General features: G+C 50.7%; 22 protein-coding genes. 7 read left to right on the top strand and 15 right to left on the bottom strand.

Features of this window, described 5'->3' with window-relative positions; all coding sequences use genetic code 11:
- Positions 1-4: 4 nt before the first annotated feature.
- Complete coding sequence (locus AAB391_03120) at positions 5-268, bottom strand: type II toxin-antitoxin system mRNA interferase toxin, RelE/StbE family (protein MEK7645282.1); 264 nt, start codon at positions 266-268, stop codon at positions 5-7.
- 14 nt (positions 269-282) lie between these two features.
- Positions 283-498: a ribbon-helix-helix domain-containing protein gene (locus AAB391_03115; protein MEK7645281.1), complete on the bottom strand. Its 216-nt coding sequence runs from the start codon at positions 496-498 to the stop codon at positions 283-285.
- Positions 499-982: 484 nt separating this feature from the next.
- Between AAB391_03115 and AAB391_03110 the strand changes: the two genes are divergently transcribed.
- From AAB391_03110 to AAB391_03100, 3 genes are all read left to right on the top strand, one after another.
- Entirely contained in the window at positions 983-1,528 is a 546-nt protein-coding gene (locus AAB391_03110) for a YebC/PmpR family DNA-binding transcriptional regulator (protein ID MEK7645280.1), read from the top strand.
- A 7-nt stretch (positions 1,529-1,535) separates the two neighbouring features.
- Positions 1,536-2,060, top strand: coding sequence for a crossover junction endodeoxyribonuclease RuvC (locus tag AAB391_03105; GenBank protein ID MEK7645279.1), 525 nt, complete (start codon positions 1,536-1,538; stop codon positions 2,058-2,060).
- Positions 2,061-2,192: 132 nt separating this feature from the next.
- On the top strand, positions 2,193-2,465 hold the full coding sequence (locus tag AAB391_03100) for a hypothetical protein (GenBank protein MEK7645278.1): 273 nt from the start codon (positions 2,193-2,195) through the stop codon (positions 2,463-2,465).
- A gap of 102 nt (positions 2,466-2,567) precedes the next feature.
- Here the strand turns inward: AAB391_03100 and tyrS are convergent, their stop codons facing one another.
- Positions 2,568-3,806 carry a tyrosine--tRNA ligase gene (gene tyrS / locus AAB391_03095; protein ID MEK7645277.1) on the bottom strand — a complete coding sequence of 413 codons (1,239 nt, stop codon included), beginning with the start codon at positions 3,804-3,806 and terminating at the stop codon, positions 2,568-2,570.
- A 46-nt stretch (positions 3,807-3,852) separates the two neighbouring features.
- On the opposite strand from tyrS, the gene AAB391_03090 reads away from it, so the two are divergent.
- Complete coding sequence (locus AAB391_03090) at positions 3,853-6,522, top strand: transglycosylase domain-containing protein (protein ID MEK7645276.1); 2,670 nt, start codon at positions 3,853-3,855, stop codon at positions 6,520-6,522.
- Here AAB391_03090 and AAB391_03085 read toward each other — a convergent pair.
- The 3 genes from AAB391_03085 to dnaA all read right to left on the bottom strand — a co-directional run bounded on the left by AAB391_03085 (position 6,505) and on the right by dnaA (position 9,505).
- Entirely contained in the window at positions 6,505-6,756 is a 252-nt protein-coding gene (locus AAB391_03085; GenBank protein ID MEK7645275.1) for a hypothetical protein, read from the bottom strand. The genes AAB391_03090 and AAB391_03085 overlap by 18 nt on opposite strands.
- Before the next feature lie 24 nt (positions 6,757-6,780).
- Positions 6,781-7,881: a DNA polymerase III subunit beta gene (gene dnaN / locus AAB391_03080; GenBank protein ID MEK7645274.1), complete on the bottom strand. Its 1,101-nt coding sequence runs from the start codon at positions 7,879-7,881 to the stop codon at positions 6,781-6,783.
- 277 nt (positions 7,882-8,158) lie between these two features.
- Positions 8,159-9,505 carry a chromosomal replication initiator protein DnaA gene (dnaA, locus tag AAB391_03075; GenBank protein MEK7645273.1) on the bottom strand — a complete coding sequence of 449 codons (1,347 nt, stop codon included), beginning with the start codon at positions 9,503-9,505 and terminating at the stop codon, positions 8,159-8,161.
- A gap of 562 nt (positions 9,506-10,067) precedes the next feature.
- Here dnaA and rpmH point away from each other — a divergent pair.
- From rpmH to AAB391_03060, 3 genes are read left to right on the top strand one after another with little or no spacing between them, the layout of a single operon-like run.
- The gene (gene rpmH / locus AAB391_03070; protein MEK7645272.1) at positions 10,068-10,220 is read left to right on the top strand and encodes a 50S ribosomal protein L34; all 153 of its coding nucleotides are present in this window, start codon (positions 10,068-10,070) and stop codon (positions 10,218-10,220) included.
- Between the two features lie 16 nt (positions 10,221-10,236).
- Positions 10,237-10,617 (top strand): ribonuclease P protein component, encoded by a 381-nt coding sequence (locus AAB391_03065; protein MEK7645271.1) that lies wholly within the window; start codon positions 10,237-10,239, stop codon positions 10,615-10,617.
- 9 nt (positions 10,618-10,626) lie between these two features.
- Entirely contained in the window at positions 10,627-11,337 is a 711-nt protein-coding gene (locus tag AAB391_03060) for a YidC/Oxa1 family membrane protein insertase (GenBank protein MEK7645270.1), read from the top strand.
- Here AAB391_03060 and AAB391_03055 read toward each other — a convergent pair.
- From AAB391_03055 to AAB391_03015, 9 genes are read right to left on the bottom strand one after another with little or no spacing between them, the layout of a single operon-like run.
- The gene (locus AAB391_03055) at positions 11,314-12,636 is read right to left on the bottom strand and encodes a hypothetical protein (protein ID MEK7645269.1); all 1,323 of its coding nucleotides are present in this window, start codon (positions 12,634-12,636) and stop codon (positions 11,314-11,316) included. The two genes, AAB391_03060 and AAB391_03055, sit on opposite strands and share 24 nt — an antisense overlap.
- Position 12,637: 1 nt before the next feature.
- Positions 12,638-13,762 carry a hypothetical protein gene (locus AAB391_03050; GenBank protein MEK7645268.1) on the bottom strand — a complete coding sequence of 375 codons (1,125 nt, stop codon included), beginning with the start codon at positions 13,760-13,762 and terminating at the stop codon, positions 12,638-12,640.
- A gap of 9 nt (positions 13,763-13,771) precedes the next feature.
- Complete coding sequence (locus AAB391_03045; protein ID MEK7645267.1) at positions 13,772-14,989, bottom strand: hypothetical protein; 1,218 nt, start codon at positions 14,987-14,989, stop codon at positions 13,772-13,774.
- A 53-nt stretch (positions 14,990-15,042) separates the two neighbouring features.
- Complete coding sequence (locus AAB391_03040) at positions 15,043-15,552, bottom strand: hypothetical protein (protein MEK7645266.1); 510 nt, start codon at positions 15,550-15,552, stop codon at positions 15,043-15,045.
- 27 nt (positions 15,553-15,579) lie between these two features.
- Positions 15,580-17,430, bottom strand: coding sequence for a DUF87 domain-containing protein (locus AAB391_03035; GenBank protein MEK7645265.1), 1,851 nt, complete (start codon positions 17,428-17,430; stop codon positions 15,580-15,582).
- Between the two features lie 8 nt (positions 17,431-17,438).
- Positions 17,439-18,071 (bottom strand): hypothetical protein, encoded by a 633-nt coding sequence (locus AAB391_03030; protein ID MEK7645264.1) that lies wholly within the window; start codon positions 18,069-18,071, stop codon positions 17,439-17,441.
- A gap of 24 nt (positions 18,072-18,095) precedes the next feature.
- Positions 18,096-18,545: a PrgI family protein gene (locus AAB391_03025; protein ID MEK7645263.1), complete on the bottom strand. Its 450-nt coding sequence runs from the start codon at positions 18,543-18,545 to the stop codon at positions 18,096-18,098.
- Positions 18,546-18,599: 54 nt separating this feature from the next.
- Positions 18,600-19,196 (bottom strand): hypothetical protein, encoded by a 597-nt coding sequence (locus AAB391_03020; GenBank protein MEK7645262.1) that lies wholly within the window; start codon positions 19,194-19,196, stop codon positions 18,600-18,602.
- A gap of 12 nt (positions 19,197-19,208) precedes the next feature.
- On the bottom strand, positions 19,209-21,914 hold the full coding sequence (locus AAB391_03015) for a hypothetical protein (protein ID MEK7645261.1): 2,706 nt from the start codon (positions 21,912-21,914) through the stop codon (positions 19,209-19,211).

The raw sequence follows: 21,914 nt of genomic DNA, 5'->3' as shown, positions 1-21,914 counted from the left end.
GTAATCAGTAATAGATATCATGATCGCCAATATCGTAAAAACGAACAGTGTTTTTGTCAGCAAAATCAAAAATGATACGGTGCTCTGCAGTAAGCGAGAACGCGTAGAACCCTTCGAGCACTCCATGTAATTTGTGGGTTTTTAGACCTCTATCGAATGGATCTTGTCTGAATACAGTCTCTTTCTTCTCGGCGAGATTTTTTATATGCATCGACATCTTTTTATAGTGTCTTGCGAACCGTGCAGAATAAAGGATGTGGAGCTGCATGGCAACGCAGGAGATTATCGCAAAGAAGCTAGGGAGCGAAGCACTTTACCTTTCCCCTTTTCAAAATCAACCTTGTCATGCCTGAGCTGGAGCGCAAGCTTCTCCGTGTTCCAAAGGCGAATAAGGTGGCGAATAAACTCGCTAGTAGAAGCGAAGCTGCCAGATTTTACCTCTCGACGAACTTCTTTCGCCAAGTCAGTTGGCAATGATATATTTAGTACGGTTCGCATGTAATATAATGTGTATATTTTGTAATACAGTTTAAGTATAATTCGACTAGCTCTCATTGTCAATACAAACAAAAACCGCACACTCTGTGGCGGTTTTTGTTTCTCGAGGGCAATTCCCTCTCGAGGTTAGCGTCGCTTTGAAGTCTTCTTCGCAGTCTTTCGCTTTGCGGTTCGCTTGACCGCCTTCTTTACTGAACGCTTCTTTGTCTTCTTTGCCATGTGAGTATAAATATCAGAAATATATTGCTTCGTAATAAAAGTATATAAATTATTTTTTCGACTTAGACGCTTGCGCGCAAAAATATATTTACATTGACTGTATTCATTATGCGCTCAATCTACGAAAGCACAATGAAAAAAAGTGCCAGTGTGTGGACAACTTTTTCTTGTGACGCGTAAAATAAAAAATCTTTTATTACATTCGCAGCAAAATAATGCGTCGAGTAAACTGGCATAAAATATCTAATGTGAGTAGAATGGGCACATGTCCGGCCACAACAAATGGAAGCAGATTAAGGAAAAGAAGGGTAAGACCGATGCTCAGAAGAGCCGTGCGTTCACGAAGTACGCCCGCCTGCTGACAGTGGAGGCAAAGAAGGCGGGCGGGCGGAAAGACGCCCCGAATGTAAAAGCGGTGATCGAACGTGCCCGAGCCGCCAACATGCCAAACGACAATATCGAACGCGCCATCAAAAAAGCCACTGAAGCTGGTGGCGGTGCAATGGAACATATTATCTACGAGGCATACGGACCCGGCGGCTGTGCGATGATCATTGAAACTCTCACAGACAACCGCAACAAAGCAGCGCAGGAAGTGAAGCATATTCTTTCCGACCACGGCTTTGAGCTTGCCGGCATCGGCTCGGCAAGTTGGGCTTTTGAAAAAACTCGTACTGAGGACGGCTGTGAGGTCTGGAACCCAACCACCACCATTCCCCTCTCCGAAGAAGATGGTGCTCAGCTCATGACACTCACCGAAGCCCTCGAGGAAAATGATGAGGTGCAAGAAGTATTCACCAATGCTGAATAACACGAGCATGTCCGCCACCAAAAAAACTGCGATAACAAAACCTCTTCGCGTTCTCGCCATCGACCCGGGATACGAGCGACTTGGCATTGCCGTAGCTGAGCGAGTGACAGAAGGTACGATGCGCGGCAAAGACATTCTCCTTTTCTCAGAATGCTTCCAAACCTCGGCCAAGGCCGCCTTCCCTGTCCGTCTCCGCGCACTTGGAGAAGAACTCGCACGAGTGATCGAAGAATTCGATCCGACCATCATGGCGATCGAGACGCTCTTTTTCACTAACAACCAAAAGACGGCGATGAATGTGGCTGAGGCTCGCGGCGTCATCGTATACGAAGCCGCTCGCCACGGCCTCCCGATCGCTGAGTATGGCCCTGGGCAGATCAAAAATGCCACCACCGGCTACGGCAAGAGCGACAAACGACAGGTCATCAGCATGATCCCTAAGCTCATCAAGATCACAAAAGACATCGAACACGACGACGAATACGACGCGATCGCCTGCGCCATTACCTGCCTGGCTTCATATCGGCAATAGGTGTCAGCGCCGCTAGCTTGCAACGCCTATTTCAATATCCACAGGGCTTTCTTGGCAAACTACTTGCAAAAATATATATTTCGAGGATACTAGCCTGAATCATATTCTGAGTTATCCATTAAGCACACCAGCATGGCGAAGAAATCGAGTAAAACATTGGTAAAGAAAAAGCTTGCATCGAAAGCGGTAAAGGGTGCCACCAAACCGTTGGAAAAAACGGTAGAAAAAGAGGAAGAGAAGGATGAGCATGCACCGATCAGCAAGGAAGTGGAGAAGGCACTTGAAGAAGTTGATGAAAAGATCGATGATCCAGAGGTTCCTGCCATCGAGGAAATACCAGACGTGATGACCGAGGAGGATTTTTCTCCGGACATCGATGACGCGGACGAAAAAGAAGAATGGTAGCAAAAAGTGAAATGTTTTTTGGACACGCATAAATCCTTGCTAGGATTTTGCTCCGGCTCGCGCCGCCGCGCTCCGCAGTTCCAAAAAACATTTCACTTTTGCTTATTTAGTACGGATCTTCGCGAAACGGCGAGCGCCAATCTTCAGATCAATGTCGGTAGAGACAGCAAAGTGGTAGTCAGTGATCTTGTCCTTCGGACCGTCAGCACCCACGATATGCACTCCGCCACCATCTACGAGGCGACGCCAATCGGACTTTGAAGAAACAATTTTTTCGGCAACTAGAACATCAGCGAGCACGGCGCCCTTCGCAACAGACACTGTCGGCGCGTCATCAGGCATCGCACCTGAAGCAAATACATTATTAAAACGCTGCTCAGCGGCATCGGCCGCCCCTTGGTCGTGATAGAGAGCAACAATAGCCTTAGCGAGTTGCACTTTTCGGTCACGTGGATTGGCGCCGGTGGCAATGGCCGCCTCCCCCGCTGTAATCTCGCTCTCCGAGAGGTCGGTGCAAAGCAAGAAATATTTCGAAACTAATTCGTCGCGTACGGACATTAGCTTGCCGAACATCTCATCGGCACTGTCCACAATCGCAATGACATTCCCCCAACTCGAAGACATCTTTCGGCCATCGGTACCCTCGAGCATCGCGGTAGTAAGCACGTCCTGCTCCGGCTGACCGTAGTGCTTCTGGATAACACGCCCCGCTTTCAAATTAAATAGTTGATCAAATCCACCAAGCTCGATATCGGCTTTCACCGCCACAGAGTCGTACCCTTGCATGAGTGGGTACAAAAGCTCTCGGAGCGAAATCTCCTCACCCTTATCGAGTCGGTCTTTGAAGTTGCGTCGTGCGGTCATCTGTTGCACGGAGAAGCTTTCGGCGAGCGTGGCAATCTCGGCGAAACCGAGTTTCGAGAGCCATTTACTGTTGAACACAAATTCCGTACGGTTGACGTCGATGATCTTGCCAATCTGCTTTTTGTAATCGCGGAGATTTTCGCGGATCTTTTCCGGCGTGAGCATCGGGCGCTTGTCGAGCTTGTCTGAAGGATCACCAACAAGCGCAGTGAAGTCTCCAACAATGAGCACTATCTGATGCCCGAGGTCCTGAAATGCCTTGAGCTTTCGCAAGGTAATAGCACGGCCGAGATGAATCTTTGCACTTGTAGGGTCAATACCAAGCTTCACGCGTAGCTGCTTGCCAGAAAGAAGTTTTTTCTCCAGTGACTCCTTTACAAATACATCTTCGACACCGCGAGTGAGAATATCGGCCACTTTTTTAGGGTCAACGTTGATATTCGGCTGTTTTCTGAGGAAAGAAAAGAGGGGGTTCATAGAAATAATCTACCATGTCGGCGGTTTTTCTGCTATTGTATGAGCAATGAAACGCATATCTTCGGCAGACCTCGCCCTCGCGCGTAAAAGGGCGCGGAAGGCGGCCCAGCAGGGCGCTCATTACGCCCACAAGATCGCCCGACACACAGTCCGCCATGCGCACCACTGGCTGAAACATCGCTCCACGCTCCTCAAGGAAGTGGTGCTGGTTGGCATTTCCCTCTGCTTTATCATCGGCGGCTTCATGACCTTCTGGGTATCCACCTTCCAGCTACCCGACTTGGCCTCTTTTGAGGACCGAAAATTGAGTGAATCGACCAAAATCTACGACCGCACAGGCAAAATCCTCCTCTACGATGTACATAACAATATCAAGCGCAAAAATGTCGCATTTGAAGAGATCTCTCGGAATGTGAAGAATGCGACTGTAGCCATCGAGGATACTGAATTTTACGAACACTCTGGCATCAAGCCGACAGCGATCTTGCGAGCAATCATCACCGACATCTTTACTTTACAGCTCGCACAGGGTGGCTCAACAATCACGCAGCAGGTTGTAAAAAACTCGCTCCTCACCACCGACAAAACCATCACTCGAAAGCTGAAGGAGTGGGTGTTGGCTCTGAAACTCGAACGGGTGCTCACCAAGGACCAAATTTTGGGGATCTATCTCAATGAGGCACCGTACGGCGGCACTATTTACGGCGTAGAACAAGCGTCTGAGGAGTTTTTTGGGGTTCATGCTAGCGATTTGACCTTGGCTCAATCTGCATATCTCGCCGCCTTGCCCCAAGCACCTTCTTTCTTCTCCCCTTTTGGCAACCATGTTGACCGCCTCGAGGTACGCAAAAACGTCGTGCTACAACAAATGCTTGAGCATGCTTTCATTACACAAAAAGAATATGATGCCGCTAGAAAAGAAACTGTCACTTTCAACAAACCGGAAAATCGCGGCATCAAAGCCCCGCATTTTGTCTTCTATATTCGTGAGTATATTACAGAGAAGTATGGTGAGCAGGTCGTGTCTGAGGGTGGACTAAAGGTGATCACCACCCTCGACTACGAACTCCAGCAAAAAGGCGAAGAAATTGTGAAGCGTTTTGCGATCGACAACAAAAAGACCATCGATGCGGAAAACGCTGCCCTCGTCGCGCTCGATCCAAAGACCGGCCAGATCCTCACCATGATCGGCTCGCGCGACTACTTCGACACGGAGATCAATGGCAACTTCAACGTCACTCTCGCCCGCCGACAGCCCGGATCTTCATTCAAACCATTCGTGTACGCTGAGGCTTTCATCAAGGGGTACTCTCCGGAGACCGTGCTTTTCGACCTCCCAACCGAGTTTTCGAGCGACTGCACCCCAAACATCACTGTCAGCGCCACTAGCACCCAGCTGATCGTGGCCTCAAGCACACCAAATCGCCCGGATGCCGTCTGCTACTCCCCGCGCAACTATGACGGTGGCTTCCGTGGGCCGATAACACTGCGCGACGCACTCGCCCAGTCGATCAACATCCCAGCGATCAAGACTTTGTACCTTGCGGGCATCCACGACTCCCTCACACTAGCGAAAGAGATGGGTATTAGTGGTCTCGCAGATGCCGACCGATACGGCCTCACTTTGGTGCTTGGTGGTGGCGAAGTGACCCCTCTCGATATGACTAGCGCATATTCAGTATTTGCCAACCAAGGAGTGCGCAATCCAGAAACAGGCATCTTGAAGATCACGGATCGCGACGGCAACGTCCTAGAGCAGTTTCAGGCTCGCCCCGTACCGGTACTAGATCCAAATATCGCCCTCACCATCTCGGATGTGCTTTCAGACAATGAAGCTCGTGCGCCAATCTTTGGCAACAACTCGGCACTTCGCTTCCCTGGATATGACGTGGCGGTAAAGACGGGAACCACCAATGAGTTCAAGGATATGTGGGTGGTGGGCTACACACCCAACATCGCGGTGGGTGCCTGGGCCGGCAACAACGACGGCCGCCCGATCGCTAAAGAGAATTCCGCCCGCCAGGTGATCGCCCCCCTCTGGAATGCCTTCATGTATGAAACGTTTAAAAAATACCCAGCCGAAAACTTCCCGAAGCCGACGCCGCTCCAGGATGAGACAGTCAAGCCGGTACTCCGAGGCTTCTGGCAAGGTAACCAATCGTACTCTGTCGACAAGATCACCGGCAAGCTCGCCACCGAATACACGCCGCCCGAGCTCAGAGAAGAGCGCGTCATCCGAAGCGCACACTCCATCCTCTACTGGATCGACAAAAATGACCCGAACGGACCTCAACCGCTGATGCCGAGCAGTGACCCGTCATTTGCAAATTGGGAGTACTCGGTCCAAAAGTGGGCGGAGCTGAACCGACTCATTGACGAAGGTACGGGGGTGATCCCGACACAGAAAGACGACGTGCACGTGCCGGAATTCTTCCCATCCCTCACCTTCACCACTCCCGCACCAAACGCCTCCCTCTCCAAGACAGACACCGTCAGTGTATCTGTCGGCATCCGCAGCCACTTCCCACTCAACCGAATCGATTACTATCTCAACAATGCGTACCTCGGCACCACCGAGCAGTCCCCTTGGATATTTTCCTTCCATCTATCAGATACTGACTCAGCAAACCTCTCGGGTCCAAACGTACTCAAAGCTGTGGCGAAAGACAGTGTCGGCAACAAAACCGAGGCGACGACGTCATTTAATGTCCTTTAGGGCAACGCCTTTCTGTCGTAGCACCTCAAGAATGGCCTCTTTCTTGATGTGCAGAACGTTTTTGATCATCGAGTGCGCCTGCACGCGAGCAACACCTTCCTTCACCTCCACTTGTGTGCCCAAAAGCGTAATGCCTGCCACGTCTTGTGCCACTTGAATAAAAGCGTCGCGGACAACAAAGGCATTGTTTCGCAGATTCGAGAACTTGGCGAGAAAGTTCGATATGTTGAACATAGAAAAAGGCGACGTGTTGCCGTACTAGCGATTCATTGGCATCACCAAGTACAAGAATGTTTTGTCGGACACACCACGGAGCACTACCGGACGACTAGGGCCGTTGAAATGGAGGGTAATGCTGTCTGAATCGATTGACTGGAAGCAATCGGTGACGTATTTATGATTGAAATTCATATCAATGTCCTCACCGGTGAGATTGGCCTTGAGCTTGTTTACATTCTCCCCCACTTCGGCGTTCTTGGTCTTCATTTCAAAGGCCTTTTTCGATGGTGTGACAGACAAGGAGACCTGATTGAATTTGTCGGAAAAAATATGCGCCATTTTCAACGAATTAACGAGGTCTTCCTTGAGTAGGGTCGCCTCAGTTTTGTGTTCTTTTGGAATAATCTGTTTGTAATCAGGGAAAGAGCCGTCGATGAGACGTGAGGTGAGGTACACATTGCTCGAGGAGAAGGCAATCTGGTTTTTGTCGAAGGAAATTTCGACATCTTCATCGATCTCTTCAAGAATACGCATAATTTCAGTGACGTTTTTGAACGGAATGAGCACGTGAGAGAAGTCTTGTGCCTTTTTCACCCGCACTCGCTTCTCAGCAAGACGGAAAGAGTCGGTGGCTACAAAGACCAATTCGTCCTGATCTGCGAACACATATACACTGGAGAGTTCCGGCTTCACCTGGGAGGTTCCAGAGGCATACCAGACGGCTTTAAGGCCGCGCACAAACTCTTTTGGAGCCAAGGTGAGGCTGTTCTCCTTCATGAACACTGGTACGGTTGGAAAATCGTCGTGCGGCAATGCCTTGATGAGGGTTGAGTTGTTCTGGGTTGATACTGAGAGGTTGCCGTCGATGGTTTCAAGGATGATGTTCTTGTCATTGCGCACCTGCTGGAGGAAGCTTGAGAGTACGGCGCCCGGGATGGCGACTGAACCAGGAATTTCCACTTTCACAGGCAGGTTGATCTCAATGCCGAGGTCAAGATTGGTTGCCCGGATGAGCAAGTTGCCACGCTCTGCTTTCAGGTAGAGGCACTTTAATACCGGAAGGGTCAGATTCTTTCCAGTTACTCGTTCGGCCTTTTGGACTGCTGCCGCAAATTTTTCTCGTACGCATTCTATCCTCATGTGTTTTTACTATATTCTATATAAAGAGTTATTACTATTATTAAGACTGTGGATATGTGTATAAGTCTGGGAGTCGCTCAACCGGGCCGTGGCTGGCGATTTCTTCTCCCCACCCCTGTTGGGGAGACTCTGGATAGGTGGGGACGACGGTGGAGAACTTCCCCAAAATACCCCGACTTCTACACACCGCTTCCCCGTCCGCCCCACACCCTCTCCCCAGATCCATCCACAGAGTTCAGGCACTTATCATACCCTTATCCACAGAATTATCCCCAATTTAAAGAAGAGCTCGAATCTGATTCAATTCCTGCATCAGGGTCGTGTCGGTCTTAATCTCGTGTTTGATCTTCTCGCACGAGTGGATGACGGTCGTGTGGTCTCGCCCGCCGAGCTTTTGGCCGATCGAAGGGTACGAGACACTACAATCCTCTCGCAAAATGTACATAACCATCTGTCGAGGGCGCACCACCTCCTTTCGGCGGGTCTTGTCGTAGATGCTTGCCTCGTCGATGTTGTAGTAGTCGGCGATAATTTTGATAATATCCTTCGCGGCAATCGTTTTCTTTGGCTTCGCACTGTTTTTTACCAAGTTTTTGATCTCCAACATGCTGAGGTCCTTCCCTTTTAGCTGGGCCTGGCAAATGATTGAGTTGAGCGCACCCTCAAGCTCGCGAATATTACCCTCAACAGAAGATGCAAGATACTCGGCGGTCTCATCATTGAGCGTAAAGCCGCTCTGTGATGCCTTGGCCTTCAAAATGGCTGTACGAGACTCGAGATCCGGGTATGGCAGCTCCACCAGCATGCCTGAGCTGAAGCGTGAGCGGAGGCGGTCTTCGACATTGGCGATGAAGTTGGGGTGCTTGTCGGCCGAGAAAATGATCTGGCGGTTGTTGTCGAAGAAGAAATTGAACAAATGGAAAAGCTCCTCCTGGATCTTGTCTTTGTTGGAGAAGAATTGCACATCATCCATGATGATGACATCGTACTTGCGATACTTCTCCTTGAAGAGATTCATTTTGTTGGTCTGAAGGGCATTGATGCACTCCTGGCCAAACTTTTCTGAGGTGAGGTAGTACACTTTTTTCCCAGCGTAGTGGGTTTTGATGTAGTTCCCTATCGACTGCACGAGGTGGGTCTTGCCGTGACCGGTGTTGCCATAGATGAAGAAGGGGTTGTATGCCTGCCCGGGCTTCTTGATGATGGCTTGTGAGGCGGCGTGGGCGAGTTCGTTGAAGCTACCGACGATGAGCGTGTCGAAGGTGTAGCGCGGGTTGAGGTTGTCGTCCTTGTTGATCTGAACGTCGCTGAGCGGCAGTTGGGTGGTGGGATTAAACGGTGCCTTCGGTGGCTCCTCTACCTTCTTGCGCGTGCCGTCCTCTTTGGCAATGACGTAGGCCATCGCCCTGATGGTCTCGTTCTGCCCTCGGAGGTTCTTCAGGATCTGTTTGTGATACTTGTTGCTGATCCAATCTTTCGCGAAGACGTTTGGGACATGGAGGTGGACGGTGCCATCGTCGATCTTTTGGATGTGGGTGTTGGAGAACCAAGTGATGAATGTAGCCTTTGAGATAGCAAGCTCAATCTCAACCAATACTTTATCCCACATTTGCTTGTAGTCCATAAGTGAAACGTATTATATAAGCTGGGGAGAAAATGCAACACTTGTGGAGGGTGGAGAAACATGTTGATAAGTTGTGGATAGAGGGGAGGAGAGATGAAATGTAAGGGCACGCGTAAAAGTCTGCTGACTTTTCGCTCCGACTCGCGCCGACGCGCTCCGTAGTCCCTCACATTTCATCTCTCCTCCCCTACTAGACACACCTTCAACATACTTATTAACCAAAGTTGACTGATTCGTGCTGAAAGGACTATACTTTCTTTGGCGCCAGAGTTCTGCAGGCTTCGGTCTGTTGCGAGTAATGCGTGAATTACCAACTCAATGAGCAACCTGCCGATCAGCTACGCGGCAAAAGATTCATTGAGGGGTTCGCGTCCTATCAGCTAGTTGGTGGGGTAACGGCCAACACCAAGGCTAAGACGGGTAGCTATTCCCAGAGGCGGAGTAGCCGGAAGAGACACAATCAAACGCGCCATGGCGGCCACCCCAGTATTCTAGATGAGGGTGGTCGCTTTTCTTTTCATAAATATTGAACATTTTCGCACTCTGTGTTACGCTATTCCCCATGTCATTCACATATCATCCAAAGAAGCGAAAGCGCGCGAAGACCCACGGCTTCCTCGTACGAGGCCGAACTTCGGGCGGCAAGCGTGTGCTCGCTCGACGACGACTCAAGGGACGCAAGAAGCTCTCCGTGAAGAAGAGCGGAAAGGCTTAAAGACACGCCCTGTTCGATGCTCCCAAAGACTCAACGAGTCACAAAAACGCTCTTCCCCGAATTGCTCGGAAAGGGTGTTTTTTGTTCCTCAGCGACCTTTTCAGCACGTCTTTTGCCGTCCCCTACCTTGAAATGCTCCGTCGTAGTCTCAAAGAAGGCGGCTGGCACAGCTGTGCTGCGCAATCGGATCAAGCGACGCTTCGCCGCCGCGCTGGAGAATGTGCTGGCAGAAGTGCGAAAAAATGGCTCACTAAAGGCTCCTTTTAGCGGCGCCTTCTTTGTGAGAGTGCCTGGTGGCAAGGGTGTGGGAGGTGCGACCAAGGCTGCAAAAGAGCTGCCTTTGCCTGAAATCGAGGCCGAGATTCGCCTGCTTCTCAAAAAAGTGAAATTAGTCTAGAATAGCCTGATGAGTTACCTCTACCATACGTTTTTCTACGACCCGTTGTACAACGGGCTTATTTTTCTCATCAACACCCTTCCACAGTGGGCAGATTTCGGTGTGGCTATTGTGGTATTTACGGTGATTGTGAAGCTCATCCTCTTTCCCCTCTCTCGCAAGGCGGTTTTGAGCCAAATGAAGATGAAGGAGCTTGAGCCGCGGATCAATGAGCTCAAGGCGAAATACAAAGATCCAGCTGAGCAGTCGATGCAGACCATGAAGCTCTACAAAGAGTCGGGTATCAACCCGTTTTCGAGCATCCTGCTTATTTTTATCCAAATCCCGATCATCCTCGCGCTCTACCAGATCTTCTATAGCGGCGGCTTGCCAAAGATCGACGCCTCCCTGCTCTATTCATTCATCCACTCCCCTGAGTTGGTCACCATGAAGCTTTGGTTCATCGATATTACAAAGAAAAGTTGGGAACTCGCCCTCTTGGCGGCGATCACACAGTTTTTTCAGATCAAATATTCAATGCCAGTCACCAAAAAAGATCCAAACGTAGCGCCGTCTTTTGGTACAGACCTGGCGCATGCCATGAGTACGCAGATGAAGTATGTCCTCCCTGTCATCGTCTTCTTTGCCTCATACAGTATCAATGCTGGTATCGCTATTTATTGGACCACGAGCAACGTCTTCGCTATTGGTCAGGAGCTATTTATTCGTCGGAAGAAGTAGGTTCCAGAAAGCGCCATCACGCTTGTTGGTGAAGAAGAGGTATTTTTCTTGCGGATCGAGGAATGGTCGGATCACGTCGATTTCTTCTTTTGAGACTGCGGCGAGACTGGCGAGGAGCTTTGTGGAGCCGGTCGAAGCGTCGATTCTCCAGAGATCGTCGGTGAAGCTGACAACGCCTTGATACCAACCGTCGGGGTAGAGCCCACTTGGAAGGTACTGTGGTACGGCACAATACACGACCGCGACTTGTTTCTTGCTCCAGACACATTTTTCCGGCAATACGGTGAATGAGAATTGCTCGAGCAGACCAGTCTTGGTATTGAAAAGTCGTGTGGTGAAGCCATCATCTCTGGAGTTCGAGTAGATCACATATTTTTGGTCGGCGCTCGCAAGAGTGGTGAGGCCACGGATGTTGCCGAGCACGCGGTCGAGCTTCTGGGTGTCGGTGTTGAGGAAGTACAGGAAGCCATCTGAGAAAGTTGAGGCTTTTGTGGTGATGGCGAACAAATTCGAGGCGAGCCACTGACTGGTCCACTCGGTGATTGGTGAGTTGAGCACCTCTACCCTTTTAGTATCGTCCTTGCTCGAGATGATACCTTGCAGGTCCGCACCTTTTGGCAAGGTGTAGAAAATAGTGCCGAGGGTAAATGGTGAAGGTAGGACTTCTTTGAGATTGCGAGTGAGATAGTTGCCGCGCACCTCTTGTGGAAGGAAGCTGATGTCACTTGGGAGTGCCGCCTGTGAAGAGGACGCGGTCTTCGAAGGTACGAGTTTAGCGAGATATGTCTCGATGGTGTATGGGTTGGCGTCGGTGACATATCGGATGTACACACTAGCGCCGTCTTTTGCCCAAAACGCCTCGCGAATCTTCTGAATCGAAGCACTGGCAATCTTCTGGGTGTCCAAAACGTCGGTACGGGTTTCGTGGATCGCGCCATTGATGCGGTCGATGAAGCGGATGTGGGTCTCCGTCACACTCACCTTGCCTGTTTTGATGGTTGTGTCGTAGGCAATGCCTCCAGCTATCGGTCCAGTCGATATCTTTCGAAGTTTTGGTGGTTCCGGTCGCTCCCCCGTAGTGGTGGCTATTGGAGTTTTTGGTTCGACAGGAGTTACTGGCTCAGTGTCGTCAACCGTGCCATCGAAACCGCCTCGGTCTGCCTTCCCTTCGTTGTTGACGTCCGGACCAGGATCTACCACCCCCGGTGTTCTCAGAAAGACAAAATACAACACGCCCAGCGCGACAATGACGATACCGATGATGATTCCTAGGATTGTGTATGCGGTACTTTTTTTCATGTTAATAACAGGGTGTTATATTTGGTGCGGCACCTCCCACACTACCTCCTGAAACAGCTTGGACGTTATAGTCTGAGTAAGGACAGCGTACACGATGCTCTATTTTGGCATTCATATCAGCAATAACTTTATTTGATTCAGCGAGCACCGCCGCAGCATCCTCCCCTCGCCCTTTTGCGATCAAATCTGCCACACGCGCTTGGGTCTCATTTTTTACCGTGGCAATCTGCAGCTTTGCAAGATTTCTCATTTGGGCAATATCCGCCAAACGGTCATCGGTTTTTTCGATCGGCTTCACCAGCTGATTGAATTGTGTGTCGCCGAGAGTCTGGATAATATTAATTGCCGCCTGCTTATCGGTGGAAATTTCGGCAACCTTAATCTGATCTTCCAACTCTTGTATTCTCCCAGCATTTCCCAAGAGACACTCAGCCTCTGTTTCGGCTGGTTCATTTTCACACTCTGCTTTAAGTGCCGCAAGCTCTGTTCGAAGTGGTGTCACTGCTGCGCTGAATGCCTCATTGGCAACTCTCGAAGCTTCAGAGCGTGCCGCGAAGGCCGCCTGCTCGCGTTCATTTACCAGAGCCTGACTCAACCCATCCTGCAGAAAAGCTGACGAACCGGTAAGTCCCGCATCGGAAATCTTGTCGACATAAAAGTTAATTTTCGTGAGCTGCGGATTGATCGTGTTCAAAATGAGATATGAACCAAGGACGAGGCCGAGACCAATAAGGGCCTGTTCGATCCGTTCTTTAGCCGTCTCGCGAGCACCTTCGCTCGTAGAGATGGCCAACTTGAAGCCCTCGAAGGTGATCACAAGTACGGCAATAATCGATGAAAGTGAGATCACGAGGCGGAAAAAACCTTTGAGATACGTAACAAAATCCGTTGTGCAGTTTATGGTACCCGCGCCGTTGCCACTAAAAGCGCCGCCGGCGTTGTAGGTATTGATCGTACCTGCCGCGCAACTTCCCTCGTTGTATGTTCCGGGAATCGGTGCCAAAAGGACATAGTCTTTTTCGCCCGCAAAAGCCGCAAAGACACTCATCGGGGCTACAGTGCTGGCAAGTAGAAGGAATGCACTCGCAAGTACCAAGACATTCCTTATTCTGTTGAGAGTACTCATAGTCATGGATTAAAAGAGTGATTTGCTGGCACTGCCGGGACTCACAAAATTGATAATAAGAGCGGTGGCATTGGTCTGGAAGACTTTGGTCGGCTGACGGAGCTCGACATTCACCTGAGCACTTCCCTTCTCGGTGTCAGGTACTTTAAAAACGATACTGCTACGGGTGACATCGGGAACATTTTTGCCATTCAGTGACCAGGAATAGTACAGATTGTTACTATCACGGCTCTTCACAGAGAAAAAGTATGGTTCGATCACCAACTTCATTTCGGAATCAGCGAGGTTCAGGCTGCTTGGCAGGGCGCGTTCATACGAAATGCCGGTGAGCGGGGTGTCTTGGTACAAGACCGGTGCAGTGCCAACACTATGTAGGAAGATTTGCCCAACTGTCTTTACGCTCGTGTCTGCCGTTGATACCTCGACACTTATCTGCTTCTCATTTACCGGTATTCCATCTCTGAAAGTAACAATATTTTTGCCGACGCCCGATGCGGCTGCGACAAACTCCTTGTCGAGCTTCCATCGGTAGATGAGCTTTGAGCTCGGGATCAACACGCCATCTTTGGTAAAGATGTTTGGTACGGCCACAACCTTAATGCCGCTCTGGTGAGAGAAAAGAGCCTTACCTTTGTAGAAAGGTGGGACGTAAGAATCAGATTGCCAGAGCAGGTCGACGGTGGCAGGAGTGATGCTGAGATTTTGCGTGCTCGTGATGCCGTTTGCGAGGATCGACACAGTGAGTGTGGTGTAGCTACCATTCTTCCCGGCTTTGAAGCGGAAATTTTTGGCACCAATACCCTTTTGTAGCACTTTGCCATTGAGCGACCAGGTGATCGTACTGCGATCCATATCTGCAGAGTAGCTGTCGACACTCGCCACGACATCTTGGAAGGCTGCTGGATATTCCGGATTCAAGACGACATTGAGTGGTGCTTTTTTAAACTCTTCGGGCAACTCAGGAATGTCCGCTTCCGTGGGTGGCTTGGCATTTTTCAGATAGTCCGGAATGCTCGAAGTGGCAGTGAGCTGTTTTAGCAGGGCGTCAAGCGCATCCTCCTGGGGGGTGGAGCTTGCTGATGAGGCCGAGGTTGTTGCTGTTCCGGCCCCTGAGCCAGCTGCTTGGGCGTCTGCGGTGGCGATTGAGATAGTGCCGATCCCCCATAGAGAAATGACACATAGGCAAAAAGATGCAATGGCATAGGTGAGAACATTGGGAGATCTCATTGCTCTATTTTATCACAAAGGTCCGGCGGTCGGAGTGAATAACTTTCGTAATATTAGGCTTTTCCGGATGGTCGAAGGTCTACGGTGTTGGTCGGGAGGTGTTCGGGGGTTGATAAGGGTAATTTTGATTCAGTTCCTCCGGAGAGGGCTCCTTGCTCATCGGTAAACAGCTCTTTACCGTCAGCTTTCTTTGCAGCTTTCAGAGCCATCACTGCCACCTTTCCTGCCACCCCTGCTTTCTCGGCGACTTCCTGGCCCTTGATGCTTGCGCAAATATACACGACATCTAATGTCCACATGGGGAGAGCGTCCAGAGCTGGAATTTCTTCGCCGACAAAAGCCGCGGCGATGCTGGCGTATTGCGCCGGCGTGAGAGGAATGTCTTTTAGGTGAAAAATAAGGAGGAGGGCAAAAGCAAACCCCACATCGATGATACGATTTGCGATGACACCGGCACCAAAAGCTAGGTCTAGCACGATCTGCAAAATGTCGACAAAAATGGTAAAGGCAATAAGGAAAAACCAGCCGAGATTGGTGATGGGTTCAGGTTTTTTGGCTGCCATGGTAGTGGTATGCGCCCGTGCGCAGGATTATTTCGCCGCTCCCCCGCCCTCTCTCCCGTCGGTGCTCGCAGAAAGTTCGGCCTTGGCCTTCTGGATGGCCAAAATCTGCGATGGGTCGGAAGTGATGATCTGGTCCTCGGTGTATGAGGCAATAATCTTGATCGCGACATGTTTTAGGCCCACGAAGAAGAGACCTTCGCCGACACTGGATTCGAGGAGCAAGAATTTTTCCTCGTCGGTGAGGTTGAAGGTCGCTTGGAGCTTGTCGATCGAGGTCGGCGACTGTTTCAAGAGGATCTGAATGGAAGAGTTGGTGATAATCGGCAAGCCGTACGGAGACTTCAAAAAGTCGTCCACGTCCTGGGTGATGGTAGCGAGTCCGAGATAGTATTTTCGGCCTCGTTTTGCCAAACTAAGCAGGAATGAAGCCGTATCTTCGGACTTCATCATCCACCATGCCTCGTCGATCACGAGCAGGCGCTTGCGGAGATTTTTGCGCACCGCGTTCCAAATGAAGTGTGTGACAATGTACATCGCTACCGGCTTGAGCTCCTCTTCCATGTCGCGGAGGGAGAAGACGATGAATTTGTTGTTGATGTCAACGTTGGTTGGCTTGTTGAGGAAGCCCGACCAAGTGCCGCGGGTGTATTTGGTGAGGCGTTGCACGAGTGACTCCGCTCCCTGCATGCCGGCGAGCACGAGCTCAAAGTCGGACATGAGCGGCGCCTCGACTTTGGTGAGGTCGGCATCGGGGGTGATGTCTTTGAGTGCGTAGGTTTCAGTGATGGCGCGGTCGATGATCGCGTCCTCCTCCGGAGTGAGGCCACTAAGCATGATACGGAAAATACCCACCAGGTTGATGATGTTTGAGCGGAGCACGTCTGCCGCGGATTCATCCTCGCGCGGTGTCGGCAGGTCGAAAGGGTTAATGTGGTGCGGCGAATTGAGCGAGATGTTGAAGTACTTTCCTCCCGTGGCCTGGGCCATGTACTCGTATTCTTTTTCTGGGTCGATGACGATCACCTCGGTGTCAAACATCAGTGTTCGAAGAATTTCGAGCTTCGTACAGTATGATTTTCCAGAACCGGACTTCGCGAAGGTAATGGAGTTGTAGTTTTCGAGGGAGAAACGGTCGAAAAGCACGAGTGAAGAGTTGTGGCGGTTGATGCCATACAAAATGCCTTTGTCAGAAGTGAGGTCGAAAGAGGTGAACGGGAAAAGGCTGGAGAGCGGCGATGAATTGAGTTTCGAAAGCACGTTCAGCTCGTCGGTTGCGATTGGTAATACGCTACGCAAGCCCTGCTCTTGCTGGAAGAGTGCTGGGCGGAGGTAGATAAGTTTCGCTTCGAGGATCGACTTGATTTCGCTCTCGATCTTGTCGAGATCTTGCTCCGTGTCGCCGTAGATAGAGATATAGAGACCGACATCAAAGAGTTTTTCTTGGGCTTGCATGAGATTGTCACGAAGCGATTCGAGGTCTTGGTATGCGGTGTCGAGCATTGGGTCGCGGACGAGACCTTTGCGCTCGCGGCCGTGAATCTGGCTCGATACCTCAGCCACCTTTTTCTGGAATTGGCGGAGTACTTGCGCGGTGTCGATTGGGTGAATAAAAATAGAAATATCGAAGATCTTGTCGAGGTTGATGATCGGCGAAAACCAACCTTCGGAGAGGTATCGAGGGTACGAAATGACAAAGAACGTGCGGACGAGCTTTTCGCCGAGGTTGAGCGAACGAGGGCTCACCTTGAGCGCAGAAGGAGCGATGACATCTTTCAGGTCGAGGGCAGCAGCATTGTAGATATCCTGCGGCAAAATCGACGCCTTCATCTCGGCATCCCCGCCCCCCTTCTTGTTGAATATGTTTGAGAAAAGTCCCATGGGATTGATTATAGCTGAATCGGCTTGTCCGTTTCACCGGGATTAAAGATCTTGTAGAAGAGCTCGATGATCTCTTCGGTTCCCAGCTGTGCCACGCGAATACCGACGCGCGTGAGCCCCTGCTCCACCACGCTCACACGCTGTTGGATCTGCGATTTCGCCTCCTCGAAAGCCTCACTTTTCTGAGCCGTTTCTTTTTGCTTATCTTTTTTGCTGAATAGGCCAGAAGCACTGTTTTTGTTGAGTACGGCCGAACCGTACGGCACGACGACGAAGAAGCTTTTCGTCATGATATTGGCCGACTCGGTGAATTTCTTGATGAATTCAATGTATTCGCGGGTCTGGAGGCGCAGCAGCTCCCCTGTTTGTTCCTTGTAGCGGTTTTCAAGGAGGGCAATGTATGGGCGAATGTCGAGGCGGCGTGAAGACACGAAGATCTGCACGGTGAAGTCGAGCGAATTGAGAAAGTTTTGGAATTGGTAGATGATCGCTTCCTGACTCTCCGCGGATTTAAGTGCGAAGTTGAGCGATGAGGTGAGAAGAAGTGCGCGCATCGAGCCGTCTTTCAGAATAGCAATGCCATCCCTCACCTCTTTGAGAGGGACAAATTGTTGGCTTGGTGCGGATTTGGTGAGGGCCATGGTACTTTGCTCTATTATACCCGATTATACTTGTTTGTTGTTCTTCGTGACGGGGTTGGCGAGCTCCTTGGTCTTTACATCCAGGCTCCAGGTCATGTCTTTCAGCTTGCTGTCGGCGAGGCGGGGTACGTAGAGATTATCGAGATCACTACTCGCCTCGCGCTCCTCGGTTGTCCTAGCTACCGGCTTCTTGTCCTGCTTCTTCCAGATATAGAGTTTTTTGCCAACGAAATATTTGAAGACGTTTTCGACGAAAAGAATGAAGGTTTGGCGTTCGTTTGGGTGGTAGAAAGCGAGGGCGAGGGCAAAGGCACCCACCGGGAGGGCTGCCATGATGCCGAAGAGCAGTCCAAGGTAACGGATGAGCACAAAGCACATACCTGCCCCACCGGCGATGTAGATGAATTGCTTGATGGTCAGCGGACCAATGATTTTGTCCTCCACCTCGATGAATTGTGGAACTTGAAATCGCATGTAGATATTATACCGCAGCCTTGAGAAATGCCGACGCACCTGCGCAGCGACGACCTAAGCGATCGGCTCGCGGTACGGGTCCGGCTCGTTGCTGGTGCGAGAAATTTGGGGCGGCAGGCTGGTCGGACGGCTCATCTTCTGTTCCGCGAGGGTTTTGGGAGCGACCTGTGTCGCTGGTGGGCGCATGGGTGATGTTTGTTGCACGACTGGTGCTACTTTGGCTGCCGCTGGCTTCGCGAGCGCGATCATGCTCGGTGCATGGATTTCGAGGAGGTGTTCGAAGTGCGGCTCTACTGCGGGGATCTGCGCCTGTTCGTTGGGCGGGATCTCGTGGATCTTGATGAGTGACTGTCGGACCGGCCGGAAGATGTTTTCGTTGATCTCGTTGGCGATTTTTTGAGCAACTGATGTCGGAATGTTCGCAGCTTGGGCGATTCGTCCAACAAATCCTTTGATCGGCTGAATAGCCATCAAGGTAGATGTGGTTAAGTCTATCAATACCTTGCCAACATTCCCCACGCCACTCTCCTTGCAATATTGGGTAATTTCCTTGTCCAGGCGTTCATCCGTCAACACATCACGGATATCAGAAGGAAGGCTATCAAAATAGCTTTTCATTTCTGCGACAGTTTGTATTGATTTTTTTGCCATGATGTAATCGTGCTACTTCTTCTCCTCTTTCTTGCCTCCCCCACCGTCTTCATCTTTCTTACTGGTCTTTTCTTTCACATCCCCGAGATCTTTTCCGAGTGAATCGAGTTTTTCTTCCTGAAGTATTTGATTTTCTCGAGTGATCACCTGTTCACGCTTTGTGGCAGCCTCACTTCTACGCGACTCAGCGGTTCTTAAGTGACCCGTACGCTTTTCAGGGTTTCGTTCCATGGCTCTCACCGACCGAGTTGCTGCTACCAATTCTCCCTGCAACCTTAAGATATTTGCTTCGGTGGTCGGCTTCTCTTTTGTGCGCTTTTCTTCGTCTAGACCCTTAAGCTCAATCTCGATAGCCTTCATGCGGGCTTCTTTTTCGGCAATTTCCGCTTCCTCCTGCGCAGCCTTGCTGTTTTCGAGAGCCTTCATTCCGTCGAGAACATTTTTGACCGCCTGTTTATTCTCCCTGATCTTTTCGGCTCTCACTGCGTCGTCGGTGATGTCATCAAACTTCTCCTTCAATAGTGAGGTAAGGCGGGCTGTTGCTGTCTCGTGCGCAGCCTTGCTTGTTTGATAGTCGAGCTTTCGATTTGTGAACACGGCATCAGTCTCACCAGCTTCCTGGGTCGGCGCCACTGGGGCCGCAGCCTCTGCGTACGCTCTGTAGGATTCAAGCATCCCCTCCTCTGCTTCTGCTTGTTCAGCCTTGATGCGTTCTAGGTCCGCTTTTGCCTTTTCGGTCTTTTGCTTTTTCTTGTCATTTTCTTTAATATCCTTGTCAATCGCTTCTAACGCTGCCTGATTTTCCGCAAAGATCGGCTTGTCTGAGTCTCGGTTCTTCTGGAAGAGAGATGTCTTTTCGTAATTTCCACGGAATTGCTTCTGACGGGCCTCAGCATTTTCCTTCTGTTTTTCCTCGAAGGTTTCTTTTCGGGAGGTATAATCTACATTCGCTTCCTCGTACTCTTTTACCTTTTCATCATAGACACTTCTCCTGTTTATGAAAGAAGTATTGGTCTCGCCCTCCTTTCGAGTCGGTTCATCCGGCTTGATCGGTGCACGCTCCCTGAACTCCGCTTTCTCTCCTACTCGTGTGTATCCTTCCTTCGCATATTTTGCCTCTGCCTTCACTGCCGCATCAAAGCCACCTTTTGCTCCGCCGAATCCGGCACCGGAAACATCCTTTAGGCTACCGGTGATTGCCTTGCTCGTAGCAGAGCCAATGATTGGTACAGATTCCAATTTTCGCAACGCCTGACCGACAGAACTATTTTTGTCCTGCGCCCATGCAGCGGCGCGACCAGCAGTATTTCGGCCCACAACACCGGCCAATTGCCCACGCTTCTTCTTGAGGAAGTCGTTGAACACTTCGCCACCCTCCACGCCGACTTTTCCAGCACTCTTGAGCGCGTAGACCATCATGGCGATCACGACGATAAAGCGGAAGACGATGTTCACGGTGGTACCGCTCAGAGTCGAGAAGAGTCCAGAGAAGCCGTCAACGCCAGGAGCGACTGTTTGGAAGCCCGGGCTCTGGAGGATCTTGAAGGTGATCCACATCATCGCCATGTACACCGGTGGGAACAGCATGTTTGCCTTCAGCTCCTTCCACCAGTTGCTTTGATATTCATCTAGCTGTGGGAGGACGAGGCCGGCAAAAGCGATCGGCGAACGGATCATGAGGAAGATAATATCGATGAATCGCTTGAGGAAGAGCCAGCATGCTGCGACCATCACCACAATAGTGACGCAGATGAAAATGCTGCCCATGACGGTGGAGAGGATGTAGGCGAAGGCAGTCACTGGACTATTGGCGGTATCTCCCTGTACTGTTCCGGTGTAGTTTGGTTTGTAGATCGTTTCCAATTTCAGGGACTGCATGATGCTATTGGAAATACCGCCGGCATGCGATTGGTTCTGAGTCGGGTTGGTCGACACTACCCCTACCCCTGGAAGTTGGCTATAGAAGCCGATAGTGACAATGTTGGAAAGGTCGAGAGCGGCTTTGGTAATGAAAAGGCTGAAGTTGATCAGGAGCGCTGCCAACACCAAGTTGCCAACGGTTTTTTTCCAATCCACTTTGTCTAGGCCGAGTATCGTACCTACCGCGGCGTACAGCAATGCGAAAATGAAGAAGAGGTTGATGAAATCTCGGATCACTTTCCAAATGTCGGTGATGACACCGAGGCTATCGATGGTCGTCTTTAGATTGACGATCGTTTTATCGATGATGAAGTTGAAGATCAGGCCAACCAAGCCGAGCACCCAACCAAAAAGCATGAGGATTGTATTGCCGAGTATTCGCATTCCTGCAGGAATAAAATAGTATGGATTCAGCATTCGCCACGCGAAAGCTGTTTCCTTGTCCCCGCTTCCACCAGCCTGCTTTGGATCGGTTGGATTCTGACTCGCACTATTTGCCGAAGTATTTCCAGAGCTCTGCTCAAACGCATCGGTGGCCGCGTTAGGGTTTTGGTTCGAGAGGGGGTTGGTATTCGATGTCTGCTCGAGTGAGTCGGTATCGGCGTTTGGATTAGCTGGGGGCGCCGGCGGCGCTGTTTCGTCCGTGCCCTCTTCCGGTTGTGTCGCTGGTGCTACCGGCGGCGCTGTCTCGTTGGTACCCTCTGTCTGTGCGGAGACGACGCCCGCAAATACTGAACAGGTCAAAAGCAGTACCATGATTCCGCCCGCTAACCATTTGTATGCAAAGTGTGATTTCAT

Source organism: Patescibacteria group bacterium, from assembly GCA_038065315.1.
Lineage (GTDB): Bacteria > Patescibacteriota > Minisyncoccia > Phycocordibacterales > JBBTRF01 > JBBTRF01.
This window is presented reverse-complemented; position numbering and strand designations above follow the sequence as displayed.